This is a genomic window from Endozoicomonas sp. PH6C (assembly GCF_059322965.1).
In genome coordinates, this window is record NZ_CP185342.1 from 3,725,365 (window position 1) to 3,739,228 (window position 13,864).

At 46.8% G+C, this 13,864-nt stretch carries 17 protein-coding genes and 1 tRNA gene; 12 read left to right on the top strand and 6 right to left on the bottom strand.

Annotated elements, in window-relative coordinates; all coding sequences use genetic code 11:
* The first annotated feature begins 44 nt into the window (after nucleotides 1–44).
* On the top strand, nucleotides 45–476 hold the full coding sequence (locus tag ACOMG9_RS14150; RefSeq protein WP_494528986.1) for a hypothetical protein: 432 nt from the start codon (nucleotides 45–47) through the stop codon (nucleotides 474–476).
* A 67-nt stretch (nucleotides 477–543) separates the two neighbouring features.
* On the opposite strand, the gene ACOMG9_RS14155 is transcribed toward ACOMG9_RS14150, so the two are convergent.
* The gene (locus ACOMG9_RS14155) at nucleotides 544–801 is read right to left on the bottom strand and encodes a GrxA family glutaredoxin (protein WP_448217337.1); all 258 of its coding nucleotides are present in this window, start codon (nucleotides 799–801) and stop codon (nucleotides 544–546) included.
* Between the two features lie 313 nt (nucleotides 802–1,114).
* Between ACOMG9_RS14155 and ACOMG9_RS14160 the strand changes: the two genes are divergently transcribed.
* Nucleotides 1,115–1,357, top strand: a complete 243-nt coding sequence (locus ACOMG9_RS14160) for a hypothetical protein (protein ID WP_448217338.1) — start codon at nucleotides 1,115–1,117, stop codon at nucleotides 1,355–1,357.
* A 4-nt stretch (nucleotides 1,358–1,361) separates the two neighbouring features.
* Here the strand turns inward: ACOMG9_RS14160 and ACOMG9_RS14165 are convergent, their stop codons facing one another.
* Genes ACOMG9_RS14165 through ACOMG9_RS14175 form a run of 3 tightly spaced genes read right to left on the bottom strand, consistent with a single transcriptional unit; the run spans nucleotide 1,362 to nucleotide 5,160 of the window.
* Entirely contained in the window at nucleotides 1,362–3,563 is a 2,202-nt protein-coding gene (locus tag ACOMG9_RS14165) for a tRNA(Met) cytidine acetyltransferase TmcA (protein ID WP_448217339.1), read from the bottom strand.
* Complete coding sequence (locus ACOMG9_RS14170) at nucleotides 3,556–4,485, bottom strand: sulfurtransferase (protein WP_422134101.1); 930 nt, start codon at nucleotides 4,483–4,485, stop codon at nucleotides 3,556–3,558. The genes ACOMG9_RS14165 and ACOMG9_RS14170 overlap by 8 nt, the downstream gene beginning before the upstream one ends.
* 57 nt (nucleotides 4,486–4,542) lie before the next feature.
* Nucleotides 4,543–5,160, bottom strand: coding sequence for a peptidylprolyl isomerase (locus ACOMG9_RS14175; protein WP_448217340.1), 618 nt, complete (start codon nucleotides 5,158–5,160; stop codon nucleotides 4,543–4,545).
* A gap of 215 nt (nucleotides 5,161–5,375) precedes the next feature.
* Between ACOMG9_RS14175 and ACOMG9_RS14180 the strand changes: the two genes are divergently transcribed.
* Nucleotides 5,376–5,452 (top strand) — tRNA-Pro (locus ACOMG9_RS14180).
* 229 nt (nucleotides 5,453–5,681) lie between these two features.
* Nucleotides 5,682–6,125, top strand: coding sequence for a helix-turn-helix domain-containing protein (locus ACOMG9_RS14185; RefSeq protein WP_448217341.1), 444 nt, complete (start codon nucleotides 5,682–5,684; stop codon nucleotides 6,123–6,125).
* A 51-nt stretch (nucleotides 6,126–6,176) separates the two neighbouring features.
* On the opposite strand, the gene ACOMG9_RS14190 is transcribed toward ACOMG9_RS14185, so the two are convergent.
* Nucleotides 6,177–6,362, bottom strand: a complete 186-nt coding sequence (locus tag ACOMG9_RS14190; protein ID WP_448217342.1) for a hypothetical protein — start codon at nucleotides 6,360–6,362, stop codon at nucleotides 6,177–6,179.
* A gap of 867 nt (nucleotides 6,363–7,229) precedes the next feature.
* Between ACOMG9_RS14190 and ACOMG9_RS14195 the strand changes: the two genes are divergently transcribed.
* The 4 genes from ACOMG9_RS14195 to ACOMG9_RS14210 are packed head-to-tail and all read left to right on the top strand — an operon-like array spanning nucleotide 7,230 to nucleotide 11,630.
* On the top strand, nucleotides 7,230–8,009 hold the full coding sequence (locus tag ACOMG9_RS14195; protein ID WP_448217343.1) for an ABC transporter permease: 780 nt from the start codon (nucleotides 7,230–7,232) through the stop codon (nucleotides 8,007–8,009).
* Nucleotides 8,006–8,659 (top strand): ABC transporter ATP-binding protein, encoded by a 654-nt coding sequence (locus ACOMG9_RS14200; RefSeq protein ID WP_448217344.1) that lies wholly within the window; start codon nucleotides 8,006–8,008, stop codon nucleotides 8,657–8,659. The genes ACOMG9_RS14195 and ACOMG9_RS14200 overlap by 4 nt, the downstream gene beginning before the upstream one ends.
* 21 nt (nucleotides 8,660–8,680) lie before the next feature.
* Entirely contained in the window at nucleotides 8,681–9,934 is a 1,254-nt protein-coding gene (locus tag ACOMG9_RS14205; RefSeq protein WP_448217345.1) for a KpsE/RkpR family capsule polysaccharide export protein, read from the top strand.
* A 58-nt stretch (nucleotides 9,935–9,992) separates the two neighbouring features.
* On the top strand, nucleotides 9,993–11,630 hold the full coding sequence (locus ACOMG9_RS14210; protein ID WP_448217346.1) for a polysaccharide biosynthesis/export family protein: 1,638 nt from the start codon (nucleotides 9,993–9,995) through the stop codon (nucleotides 11,628–11,630).
* A 140-nt stretch (nucleotides 11,631–11,770) separates the two neighbouring features.
* On the opposite strand, the gene ACOMG9_RS14215 is transcribed toward ACOMG9_RS14210, so the two are convergent.
* Nucleotides 11,771–12,001: a hypothetical protein gene (locus ACOMG9_RS14215; RefSeq protein ID WP_448217347.1), complete on the bottom strand. Its 231-nt coding sequence runs from the start codon at nucleotides 11,999–12,001 to the stop codon at nucleotides 11,771–11,773.
* A 381-nt stretch (nucleotides 12,002–12,382) separates the two neighbouring features.
* Between ACOMG9_RS14215 and ACOMG9_RS14220 the strand changes: the two genes are divergently transcribed.
* The 4 genes from ACOMG9_RS14220 to ACOMG9_RS14235 are packed head-to-tail and all read left to right on the top strand — an operon-like array spanning nucleotide 12,383 to nucleotide 13,816.
* Nucleotides 12,383–12,694, top strand: coding sequence for an AbrB/MazE/SpoVT family DNA-binding domain-containing protein (locus ACOMG9_RS14220; RefSeq protein WP_448217348.1), 312 nt, complete (start codon nucleotides 12,383–12,385; stop codon nucleotides 12,692–12,694).
* Entirely contained in the window at nucleotides 12,681–13,073 is a 393-nt protein-coding gene (locus ACOMG9_RS14225; RefSeq protein ID WP_448217349.1) for a type II toxin-antitoxin system VapC family toxin, read from the top strand. Before ACOMG9_RS14220 ends, ACOMG9_RS14225 begins: the two co-directional genes overlap by 14 nt.
* A 9-nt stretch (nucleotides 13,074–13,082) precedes the next feature.
* Nucleotides 13,083–13,508, top strand: a complete 426-nt coding sequence (locus tag ACOMG9_RS14230) for a nucleotidyltransferase substrate binding protein (protein WP_448217350.1) — start codon at nucleotides 13,083–13,085, stop codon at nucleotides 13,506–13,508.
* A complete protein-coding gene (locus tag ACOMG9_RS14235; RefSeq protein WP_448217351.1) occupies nucleotides 13,505–13,816 on the top strand; it encodes a nucleotidyltransferase family protein in 312 nt (103 codons plus the stop codon). Before ACOMG9_RS14230 ends, ACOMG9_RS14235 begins: the two co-directional genes overlap by 4 nt.
* Nucleotides 13,817–13,864 lie beyond the last annotated feature (48 nt).

The following is a 13,864-nucleotide window of genomic DNA, read 5'->3' on the forward strand; positions in this document are numbered from 1 at the left end:
GTTGAAAAATTGGGTCTGCGGTCTAGTTATGCCAGCTGGTCATAATGTCATCCCTGATCTATGCTGTTTTTTCAGTTTTTGTCGGGGTGGTTATGGAAAAGTCGTTATTTTCAGAGCTCAAGCGTATTGGCATTGATGAAGAACTGGCCAGTAAGGTCAGTGCTTCCCTTGATCCGGAATACAATGCCAGTAAAAAGGATATCCTGATCATGCAGGAAGCCATTATGCAGATACAGCTGCAAAGTGATCGCAATTATCAGTCACTGAGTTCGGATATCAGTGCCTTGCGCACTGAGATGCATACGGAAATAGCCGGTGTGCTTACTGAGCTGCATAAAGAGATAGCCGGTGTACGTGCTGAAATTACCGATGCTCGAGCCGAAATGGGTTCCTTCACCCGGCAATACATCATTACCTTTCTCATTTTGATAACCACCATTGTCAGCGTCTTTATCATCAACTGGCACTTTCACTAGCGCAAAGGCTCATTGGTTGCAGTGGTTGTGCAGCAGCTGGCGGTAGTGCAGCGGCTGGCTGTTGACCTCAGCCTTGCAGGGATTCCACCAACTCTTCTCTCAAATAGGCAGCCAACTCTGTGTAACCGCCAATGTACTTTTGGCCGTGAAAGATCTGAGGCACGGTTTCAACCGGCTTTCCAACGGTTTTTTCCAGATCTGCCTTGGTGATACCTTCCGCATGAATATCCACATACAGCATGGGCAGTCCACAGCTTTCCAGTACTTCTTTAGCCCGCACACAGTAGCCACAGCCCGGACGTCCAAAAACGGTAAAACGATCCATAAAATCCACCTAACCCTAATCAGGATTCAAATTCATATAAAAGTATGCCACTGACTATAAACGAGTCAGTGTAATGCCTGAAATCAGTATTTTTTAACGGTTTGATAGAGAAAGTCTATCCGTCATTACCGAACCTCCTTATTGCCTGTCAGTCCGGCTTCAACAACGGATTGCCCCGCTCTCCCAGACGCCTCTTTTACAGCAGACTGGACTTTCAGCGGTGAACGATTACCTTTTTTTGTTGTCTATATATAAGTACCTAACCAGTTTGCATTGAAGTCAACCATTTTCAAGAGTTGAGGAAATATCATTTATGAAAAAGAACTATCCAAAAAACTATCTGATGATTATTTTGACAGCCGCTTTATTCAGTAGTGCAGTTTGGGCGGCGGATTCTTTAAGAAGCATCATTACAGGCAGGTTTGTAGCTTACCCCGTCCAGAGTAAAGATCAGGATCACAGAATATGGGTTCTGGATTCTGAAAACGGAAACGTTAAGCTTTGCAAGAAAGAGAACTTTGGCGGCGTGGTTAAATGCTCAAATTTCTCCGATTGACTCCTTAAAGCTGGGAGCTACTCTGGCTTTCAGCGATTTTTTGTTGCGTACATAAGCCCCGGACACATTGCTTTAAAAATTGAACGGCCTGCTTTCTGCCCGTCAGGCCATTTGCCCTGGCTATCTCCGACCAGTCATTCAACTGAAGTACTTTGGCTATTAAGACATTCAAAGCGACCTTAGAGGCAGAGCTGTCAGAAATTTTTGATAAAAGGAGGGAGCGAATGGCAGGCAGACAACTTTCAAACAGACGATCCGAACAGACAAGAGATTTCAGATCCATCTGATCTCGCTGATCCAGAACCGATTCAATGTTTGAATGACTCAAGCGAAGTATCACTCGAGCCAGATCAGGAGCCATTTCTCTGAATACCCCGGGTAGCTGGATCAGAAAACCTGAGGTAAAACGACACTGCATTTCTTTAACAAGAAGACAAAATGCTTCATTCAGTGACTTCAAAACCATCATTGAATGACAGCCACTGGCCGCTTCACGGGTAATACCCACTCGAACAGGAAGATAGCCCGAACCTCCCCAAAAAGACGCCAGTTCTGAGGTTGCACCAAAACTACTGCCCAGATAATCCAGTTTTCTGAGCTTTGCCTGCTCTTCAATGCATTTCAACAGATGAGTGCCGAGCCCATTTCCCTGCAATGAAGGATGTACCGCAATTCGAATAACCCTCAAACCTTTAAAGCCTGAAGCCTCCGGAAAACCACAATGATTGCTGAGAGACTGTGGAATAAGATGACCCCGAACCCTGCGCTGCCCAAGCCAGACCGCTTCCTGCAAGCTGTCTTCAATGCCACCTTCCAGCGCCATTAACGCCGTTGCCACGACACGTTCCTGATACCTGAGGCAGTGCACCTCGATATTCGGGCCATCCAGTAAATGCCTGAGATCAAAAGGACGGGTTCGATAATGGGCGAATACCAGCAGACCAAACACATCCGTCAGCAACTGATCGTCATGAATCAGTTCAGTCGACTCAAGACGATCAAATGAACAGTTCTCAATACCTGCACCCTCTACCATTTCCTCTGAAACAGGTGAGGCATTCAGCATCAACGCTCTGAAAACAAACGCCTCGAAAGGATCATTACCAGCCCAACGGATCGGCTGTTTCAGATGCAGACCCTGCCATTTTGGCGTCAGTTCAGACAGTGTTGATTTGAACTTGATGGCAAATCCCCTGCCCGTTCCTTCATAGCCATGCTGGGTGGATGAGAAAACGATTCTGGAATGATTCCTTAACAATTGGGTCAACAGTGGCACCGGGATAGCAGCGGCTTCATCGACCAGCATTAGGTCGCAACCAGAGTCATCTTCAGGATGCAGGAGTTCGTCGGGTGCTTTGAATTCAAGTATACTGCCTTCCCAAAGCAGTCTTCCCCGGTGGACTTTACACCCATCAAGCAATGATTCAGCGGTATTAAAGACGACTTCGACAGAAGTCAGAGAGGGGGCCGTTACCCATATCCTTGAAAGCCCCGATTGCAGTAAGCGGGCGGAGGCAATACCCAGTGCAGCACTCTTGCCCCGACCACGATCTGCAGTCAGCACTAATGGACGACGCCGATGGCCTTTTGCCACGCGAAGAATAGCTTCAACAGCCCCGGATTGATCCAATGTTCTACAAGCACTGTCGCCTTTTGATCCAGCTTGACAAGAATCAGATAAATCGGTGTAACAAACAGTTTGTTGCCATCGAGCATCGCTGTTCTCGCATAACAGAGAGAGCGTCGTTTCAGACTTGATAAGGTTTGCCAGCCTTTTCAGATAGAGCCCCCCGATCTGCTCAGGCTGATAGGGGTAAACAGCAAGTCTTTTATGGTCCGGGTCGCAGTAATCTGGCCAGTTATCCAGGTCTGGCACCAGAAGTACGAAAAGCCCTCCCCCTTTCAAAGCACCACTGAGTTGACCAAAGGCATCGACATCAAAACCGGAAAAGGCGTTAAATACCAGGAAGTCAATCTCACGCCCTAACCAGCTTGTAGCTTTAGATGCAGAGATCGAACTTTCATTTCCCCGCTTGCGCTCACCTACCCAAAGAGCTTGTAGCTCCGGATTATTTGAGCACAGGAGTGCATTTTGAAACAGGCATTCAGCCTGCTGCTGTGCCCAGACTTCTGTCCCGGATAAAACCAATAGAGCACGATGATTGTTTTCAGCCGCCTGCCTCAGGATAGACTCAACTTTATCCATTTGCCGCCGCAATTTTTTCTAATGCCAACGTCACTATCCATAGTTCAGAATCAGCAGGAATACGGCTACCAAACTGTCTGGCAGGTGTCGCGTGGTTAATGCCTCTTTCCACCGGGAAGCCTGAACCCGTCCAGGCTTTAAGTCCACCATTGAGAAGTCGTACATCTTTGACACCGGCGTATTGAAGAACAAACAAAACTCGTGCAGCGGCAATCATATCATCGCCATAAACGACTATAGGCGTATCTTTAGTGATACCCAGCCTGAGCAGGACCGACACCAGTTTTTTTGACTCCTTGATAATCGACTCCAGACTGCCGGTTTCAACATGCAGGGCACCGGGAATATGCTCAACGACATAGCGAGCGCCCCTGCCCCAGGAGACATCCAGTACCATAAGATCGGAATTTACCTTAAGCTGCTCATCCAGCCACTCAGGTGTAACCAGTCGCTCATAACCCGGCAACTTGGCAGGCTTGCCACCCTGGGTCAGCCAGGAAGAAAAGCCTGCTTCAAACACACGAATCCGATCCTCATTAAAGCCCTGCTCATCCACCAGCCACTGGGCGAGCACCTGGGCATCCTGCTTGTCGCGACCATAAACAACGATATTGTTGTCAGGCGATATTCCCTTACTGGCCAAAAGGTTCTGAACAGGTTCAGGGTCGGCTGTCATCAAAGCCAGGTCAAAGTTTCGGGCACCCGGAATATGCCCCCCATCCGGATCATTACCCGAAGGCCACCCGTTGTACCAGTTACTGTCTCGAACATCGACCAGGACCCAGCCCTGCTCCCGGACCAATGCTTCCATCTCAGGTTGATCAACGGATTTTAATGCCAGCCTGCTATTCCAAAAGCTGTCGCAGGCTGTGATAACCGGCAACAAGATGATTAACAGACAATTTTTTGCCCAACGCTTCATGGAACCTTATTTACCTGATAGTTATTGGGGTAACAGTGACGCTTATAGCTGTTTTACTTAATTGGGTGCCGTTCTGACTCTTTCAACTGCCAGAATGGTGATCGGGTCAACAGGAACATTTGCATGAGGCCCTCTATTCCCGGTTTTCACGGAAGCTATGGAATCCATAACCTCTTCACCCTTAATCACCTCTCCAAACACTGCATAGCCCGGACGACCCGGACGATCATTCAAAAAATCATTATTAACGAGATTAATGAAGAACTGAGAGGTAGCGCTGTCCGGGTCAGAGGTTCTTGCCATAGCGACAGTGCCACGACTGTTCCTGAGGCCATTACCAGACTCATTCGTGATAGGTGCCTCCGTCGACTTTTGACTCATATCTGCGGTCATGCCACCGCCCTGAATCATAAAGCCAGGCATCACTCGGTGAAAAACCAGACCTTCATAGAACCCTTGGTCTACATAAGCGAGAAAGTTCTCTACGGTGGCGGGGGCCCTCTCGGGATTCAGGCGAACTGTCATATCACCTTTGCTGGTCTTGATCACTACATCAACAGGCTGCACAGCTTCTGAAGCGGGTTTATCTGGAGCTGTTGCTTTCTGCTCTGCCAGTAGCTGACTGGCAAAGAGTAAAAAAGATAGCGTCAGAACCCTTTTGATTGCATTTAACACTGGCGTTAACCCATAAGAAAGATGATTAAGGTCGTTATCCTACTGGATTCGTCGTTAAGGCTATAGTCTGACACGGAGAAAAAGTAAACATTTCTTCATTTTCTGTTCGCTAATCCATTGTTGTCATAGAGGTTGCTATAGAAGGAAATCAGACTAAGACTTGCAAATCCGCATTAGAAAGGTAATATACAGCTCCGCCGCACAGAGCGGCACGTCGGAGCGTAGCGCAGCCTGGTAGCGCACCACAATGGGGTTGTGGGGGTCGGAGGTTCGAATCCTCTCGCTCCGACCAGTCATACCATGGGTTCCAGAGTTTTTCGCCCATTTCAAAAAACAGGGCGGGACACGTCTGGGACATGCAAGTCTTTCATTAGTTTTTCACCCTCCTGAATTTTTCTCTTTTGCCCACTCTGAATTTCAAAAACTGTCTATCATGATGACAAATTTCAAAATAATCATTCGCAGGTAAGTTCGAAAAAACCGCGCACAATTTTCATTCAGCGAGAATAAAGGACTGAGATATGAATTATCACTATACAGAGTGTGGTTTATCTTACATTTACCTTGCTGATGGGTACGATATTGAAACCATAGATGGTGAGACTTATGTGGGCGTGGAAGATGTTCATGGTCTTCACCGAATCATTGCCAAATATATTACTGAAAAGAAAACCCCGCTCCTGGGTGAGGAGGTGCGATTTTTGAGAATCGAGTGTGGCATGTCTCAAAAAAACATGGCGGAAATATTGGGTGTTAATAGCCAAACAGTTGCTCGCTGGGAGAAGGATCAAATCGCTATACCAAGAACCTCGGACGCAGTACTTCGATCTATCTATCTGGAAACCATAAACACGAGCAGCAAAATCAGCTTTTTCCTCAACCTTCTTGCACAGAGCGAAGAGGCTCAGGCCATCAAACAGCTGACGCTCAAGGCTGTAAATAATCAGTGGTCGTTAGCGATTTGACTTGTTCATACGCTCTGAGGCTCTATTGGTCAATGCATGGAAACAAGTTGATTACTTGCTGGCAAGGTTGTTGACGATCTGGACCAGCAGCTCTTCAACTTTGTCGAAGCGTCTAGTGTGATCCGCCAATTCTTCCCTCACCCATATTTGCCACCTCAGAATCCAGGCCACTGTGCTTATGAGGCCAGTGAGTATCTGATCGTGCTCGCTAAAGCGCCTGTCCATCTCTTTCTTCACCCCATCTCTTACTTCATCCCTTCCTGTTCCCTGAGAATCAACCCCACAGCAGCTTCAATACCAACAAGCACCTTGTCCCAATGCTCTTCCAATGCTGTGACCCTCTCCACAAGACTCACACTACTTACCCCAATGGTTTTTTATTCGAGATTGGAACGTAGCAGATAGAAGAAGAGCTGCAACTCAGTTACAAAGAGGGCCTAAAAGCAAGGAAACCAGGCGAAAAATCACCCAGCACCGCTGAGCAAAATGACCACAGACATTACCGCACAGAAAGTGCGATTGGATTGCGCGATGCTGGCGACTCTTTAAACGACACTAACTCTACATCAAGTCTTTCATAACTGGTTAAACACTAAAATACACTAACATGGTCATCCAATAGGACATTGACGATTATCATGCTTTTCTTATTTTTCCAAGCAGGTATACTACCTATTGCATGAAACATTAGTGCCATATAAATTACAAAAAGACTACAAAACCAGACATTTTATGAACAAAGCATGAATATAAACAACAGCAATCGAGCTACCTGATCCGCCTTTATACCTAGAGTTTATTGCCTTCCTTGTCTTCGCACCTGTACAAGAACATAGCCGCAATAATCGGTGTAACAAAAACGAAATAATCAAGTGCGACAATACACAATTACCTGAATAAAACACAAAGCTTATAGTACTCAGCCAAATTTCCTAACACGCTGTTTCAGTATATGCGTGCTCGTACCTGTCCTATGACAATTCATGAAGCAAATCTCGAAGGGCGGTAGCGTGTCTGGATATAAATCGATGAAAACTCAAGCTTAAAGCCTGCTACAAGCTTAAAACCTGCTAATAGTTCAGACTGACTGCCCTTATTTTTCTGATGCAATCAAGATCTCCCTTACAAATACAGTATGCTGTACTGCATGCACTACTCATACGTGAACTCAAGACCCGCTTTGGAGCCTACCGGCTTGGCATAGCCTGGGCCTTTATCGAGCCAATCCTGCAGATAGCCGTTTTTATGGGGCTGTTTTACTTTGGTGGAAGAAGCTCTGTTGGCGGACTAGAAATACCATTATTTCTGGCCACCGGTATTGCGCCCTATCTGTACTTCAATAAAGTCATCACACAATCATTGGGTGCTGTTAGCGCCAATCAAAATCTCCTTATATACCGACAGGTAAGAGTATTTGATACCTTTTTGACCCGTTTCATACTTGAATTTATTACCTCTTTTATCGTCTTATCCGCGATCATTCTGATCACCTGGTGGGTGGGTTATGAAGTCACTCTGGTCAACAGTCTGATTTTCATTTATGCCTACTGCTTGCTAAGCATCATTGCGTTCGGGTTGGGTTTGATATTTGGTGTCATCAATACGATTTACCCTGAGCCGGGTAAATTTATACCCGCCTTACTCAGACCACTTATGTTCATTTCTGGCACATTCTTCTCCATCAACGAGATGCCTTCTGCCATACAAGAACTTTTACTATGGAACCCACTGATCCATGTATTTGAATTTATGCGCTCAGCTTTTTCATACCACTATGATACCAGCCTGCTCAGCCTTAAATACGTAGAGATGTGGGCCTTAACAACGCTAACTTTAGGCCTTCTGATGCTCCGGGCCAACTGGCGCAGGATGCTGACGCAGTGATTACTTTCAAAAACGTCACAAAATATTACCCGACTCCCCAAGGCCGCCACTACATACTCAAAGATGTAGACCTGGTTTTGCCCGGTGATAAAAACATCGGCGTGTTCGGAGCCAACGGAAGTGGCAAGTCCACACTCATGCGGCTGTTGGCCGGAGTCGACTTCCCCAACAAGGGCAGTATTAAAATGACAGGCAATGTTTCATGGCCCCTGGGCCTTTCCGGCTACCAGGGCAGTATGACAGGCCGTGAGAATGCTGAATTTATCTGCCGGATATACGGAAAAGATAAAGATGAGATCAAGGACAAGATCGAATACATCAAAAACTTTTCTGAATTAAATGACTTTTTCGAAATGCCTCTCAAAAGCTACTCTTCCGGGATGAGATCCAAATTCTCATTCGCAGTCAGCATGGCTTTTGATTTTGACTACTACCTGATTGATGAGCTTACAGCCGTGGGTGACAAGCGATTCAGAGAAAAATGTCGCGAAACCTTCGATGCCAAAAAAGGGATAGCCAATTTTCTTTTTGTCTCACACAACATCAATGAGCTAAAGCGGCAGTGTGACATTGGCATTTATATAAAAGACGGCTCTATCCATGTTCATAACAGCATAGATGATGCCATTGCCGCCTATAACTCCATGTAAATTTGACCTGACCCTATCGACATGCCAGATACAATTCAAGCACCGCCTCAAGCCCCACCGAAAGAAGCACAACCCGCCAGCAAAAGCGAAGCTCTTCGAACCCCACAGAAGCCTGAACAGCTCGGCGCTCCTGTTTATACCATCAAGAAAAAGCTAAAACAGCTTAAACTCACTCAAAAACTCAAGTCAGCGCTTTTGACCCATAAAACCGGACGGTGGTTTACCGCTATTGTTCTTATTCCCTGGGTACTCTGTGCAATTTACTTTACCCTGATAGCATCGGATCGTTATGTTTCCGAGGCCAGCTTTCTTATTGAGAGAAGTGACTCAGGCGGCACTGCCATTGAAGGCCTCAGTCTGTTTGGCGTAACGCCACAAGCCAGCAATGACCAGAGAATTCTGGAGACCTTTATACAGTCCCCCGACATGCTGGAGTACCTCAATCAAGAGCTGGACTTAAGACAGCATTACATTGAATCTGCCGACTGGATCTCCAGACTATCGTCGTCTGCCAGCCAGGAAGATTTTCTCAACTTTTATCGCAGTCATATCAATGTTCGATACAATGATACCAATGGCATGCTGGATATGGAGGTTCAAGGATTTGAGCCCGAATACGCCAAAAAAGTCACCGATCTGATTCTTTTAAGAAGCGAAAACTTTGTCAATGAAATCAGTCACAATCTGGCCAACGAACAGTTGACCTTTGTCCGATCTGAAGTAGAGCGGTCCGAAGAGAGACTCAAGGACTTCACCCGCAGACTATTGAATTTTCAGAACAAAACCGGATTGCTGAGCGTTGAGGAACAAGGAGCCGCACTCAGTGGCATTATGAATGAGCTGCAGGCTGAATTAATCAGAAGCCAAACCGAATTACAGACCCTGACTTCCTATCTGAACGAAAACTCCGCCCAGGTCATTGCATTGAAGCAACGGATCAACGCCCTTCAATCTCAGATCACCACAGAAAAGGACAAACTGGTCGATAGTGAAGCCACTTCGCTGAACGAACTTGCTGCCCAACAACAAGAATTACAGCTGGATCTGGACCTGGCCACTCAGGCCTATACGTCAGCACTGGTTGCCCTGGAAACAACACGTACCGAGGCAAGCCGTAAATTAAAGCAGCTGGTTGTCGTCAGTAGCCCATACCAGGCGCAAGATGCCAAGTACCCCAGGGTGACCTACTCCCTCATTAACATTATGCTGATTTTGCTGATGATTTTTGCACTGGCCCGAATGGTTCGCGCCACAATCCGTGAGCATCGTGATTGACGAAGGATCAATAAAAAAGCATCGTTTAAGCATTCCTGATTTCCCAGACTATGAATTTATGAAACTACAACTCACTTCATCAACAGCCGCACTCATGCTGAGTATGGCTGCTTACGCAAACACACCGATCCCCGAATCTACTGAAACGGAAACAGTGGGCCCGGAACTCGTTGAAACCGTCAAGCAACATCCGGTATTCGGTCAAAATTTATTTGAAGGGTTCAAACAGGCCGAGTTTAAAGGCTTTAACCCTGAGTACACTCTGGCCATTGGCGACAGAGTAACCCTGCAAATGTGGGGAGCTTATGAAGTGGCCGTAGAACTTACGGTTGATGCACAAGGTAATGTCTTTATTCCACAGGTAGGACCCGTAAAGCTGCAAGGTGTTGCCAACAAAGACCTGAACCAGGTTATCGAGAAAAAAGTTCGCAGTGTTTACCAAAAAAATGTCAACGTCTACTCCAGCCTGAATGCAGCAGAACCGGTTAAACTGTTTGTCACCGGCTTTGTTCAATCACCCGGCCTTTATGGCGGCTTTTCATCGGATTCAATACTGGCCTTTCTGGCAAAAGCCGGGGGTATACGTCCAGAGTCTGGTAGTTATCTGAACGTTGAGCTAAAACGCAACGGCAAGACCCGAGCCATTTTTAACCTCTATGAGTTTCTTCTCACAGGTACCATTGAACAGGTTCAACTGGGCGACGGTGACACTCTGGTAGTCAACACACGACAAGGGGTAGCCGCTTTTGATGGACTGGTTGAAAACCCGGTTCAAATTGAATTCGCCAACGGCCAGACGGCTTTGAAAGACGCTCTGGATATGGTCGGTGTATTACCCGAAGCCACCCACGTTCGGATTGCCAGAAACCAGATGGCCAAGCGCAACGTGGAATACCTGTCTATTGCCAAAACAGCGGACGTACAACTTCATAGTGGCGATGAAGTCACCGTTGTTTCTGACAAAATGCCGGGAACCATCAGTGTATCAGTCGAGGGGGAACACAACGGTCAGGCTATTTATATCCTTCCTTACGGCAGCACCATTAAAGATCTGATGGCCCGGCTCTCCCCTAACGACCGGTCCAATATGGAAGCCATGCAACTCTTCAGAGAGTCTGTAGCAAAACGCCAGAAAGCCATGCTTGATGTGCAGCTAAAACAGCTTGAGCAAGCGGCACTCTCGGCACGAAGCAAAAGCATAGGCGAAGCCAACTTGAGAAAGGCCGATGCACAATCGATCCTGCAATTTGTAGAAAGAGCCAGACAGGCAGTCCCTCGTGGTCAGGTGCTGCTGGGCCAGAATAAAACCCGCATGGATGTCATGCTGAAAGACCAGGATAGAATCGTTATTCCTAATGACACCGTTCTGGTTCAGGTGCATGGCGAAGTCATGTTCCCCAATGCCATGGTCTTTGATAATGAAAAAACCATCAACGACTACGTTTCCGCAGCAGGGGGCTACTCTCAAAAAGCCGATCAATCCCGAGTGCTGGTCCTGCATCAGGATGGAACGATTTCTCGCATTGAATACAACGATGGTCTGTTCAGTAGTGGTTTAGCGAAATACGACGTTAAACCCGGAGACGAAATCCTGGTGATGCCACAAGTCGATGAAAAAACCATGCAATATACCAGTGATATTATGCAGGTCATTTATCAGGTGGCTATGAGTGCGGCGGTGGTGTTGAGGCTATAGCACTTTTTTGCCGTTATGAAAGGGTATTACTTTAGGCAGTACCCTTTAATGCTTATCCGTAGAAAAGCCAATCAAATCGGAATGACTGGTAATGTGGGTAAAATCTCTGATACGGCTTATTCCGCTCAACTCGAAGAGCATTAAGCCAGGTCATCAAGGTAGCCGCGACCCGATGGATCAAAACCATCGGCAGGTTTGCCATTTTCTGCCACATGCCACTGGAAAGGCACCTGCTCCGGTTTATTCTGCTGTGTGGAAATAGCCATGCGAATGAGCTGGTTTGCCAACTGGCTCACGGTTGTGCGCTCCCTGGCGGCTTGCTCTTTGAGCTGGGCAAGCAAGCTCGGCTCTAGATCCAGTGTTGTTCTCATGGTTTAAGCCCTTTTTTTAGTTTGATACATCATGAATGTGATAATAGTGCATCATGGTGCATTGGCAAATCATCATTAACAGAACCGATTTTGGACACTCACCTTTCCAGTAGTATCCAGTCAATAGCTGGGGCTATTGATTATTAATGGAACGGTTTGCAAATGACTGGTTAATATATAATAAATCCGTCGTCTGCTTACACGGTTAATCCCGATAATTTCAGTGCAACCTTTGCTTTATTGATAAATGACCATGTATATGCAAAACAATACCGTTCTGGTGAGAGCCTATGGTGAAATGATGTTCCTAAATGACATGGTATCCACTGAGTGCCAAACATCGGCTTGCACCCTTTGACACGTAGACCTCCAGGTATTACTTTGAGTAATACCTTTGTTTTCGGGAAGTCAGCCATGGCCAGCAGCTCTATTACCACCAAGGGACAAGTGACCATCCCCAGCGCCTTGCGGGAGAAATTCCAGTTGGAACCGGGCGATAAGGTGCTGTTTTTAGAAAAAGACGGGGTAATCACCCTGGTACCCATGAAACAGGATATTACCCACCTGGCCGGTTGCCTTGCCGACGATGTGGGCGGACGCCGGGCATCCCTTGAAGATATGGAATCCGCTATCAGGGAGGGCGCCACTAAGGATTGGGGGCAGAACAAGGAGCTTGACAATGGAAGGGGTTGATACAAATGTACTTATCCGCTTCCTGGTCAAAGATGACCCGCAGCAGTACCAACAGGCACTGTCACTGTTTATCGGAATGCCGAAGGTTTATCTCTCCCCCATCGTGCTAGTAGAAACGGTATGGGTACTCAGTCATTTCTATCAGGTCAAGCGGCTACGACAGTGCGAGATATTAAAGGCTTTTATCTGCCAACAGGGCGTTGTCACCGATGACCGGCAAGCGGTCATAGCTGCACTGGATGACTATGAACAAGGGTATGACTTTGCAGATGCAATGATTGGCCACCATAACCACATTCATCAATGCAAAAAGACCTGGACCTTTGACCGAAAAGCATCAAGGCTGGCAGCCTTTAGCCTGATTCAACCAGATCACTGAGATAACAGGATGGAAAAGCAACAAGATAGTCGCTGGAAGCAGCGATTTGATAACTACCAGCGCGCCCTGGGCCGATTGCAGGCAGCAGTCAGTCTTTCACACAGTCGAGAGTTAAGTGAGCTTGAGAAACAGGGTTTGATCAAAGCCTTTGAGTACACTCATGAACTGGCCTGGAATACCCTGAAAGACTTTTTGACTGAGCGCGGGGCTGAAAAGATGTTCGGTTCCAGGGATGTTACTCGTCTCGCCTTCAAAGAAGGGCTTATAGAGCAGGGTGAGACCTGGATGAGTATGATCAAAAGCAGAAACCTGACATCCCACACCTATCGGGAAGAAGTCGCTCAGGAAATCTATGAAAACATCATCAACCAGTACTTAAACGAATTCAACGCACTAGAGCAGATGTTAAAAAGCCTGAGTGATGATCAACCATGAAATTTGGTTTAAGTAATAAAACCATAGAAGCCATTCAAGACGTATTAAGCCGACACCAGCAAGTTGGAAGCGCCATTATTTATGGTTCCAGGGCAAAAGGAAACTACCGCACTGGCTCAGATATTGATCTAACCCTGGTGGCTGCAGAGGGTGAAACACTGGATTTAAACCTGCTGTTCAAAATCGATGATGCGCTGGATAACCTGTTACTGCCTTACAGTTTTGATCTCTCGATTCTTGCAGACATTGATAACCCGGCGCTGGTTGAGCATATTCATCGGGTGGGGCAGCTTTTTTATCAGAGCTAACTCTCCCCGCTTATCGGGCAAAGCTTTACGGCGAAACTGGTAAGTTAG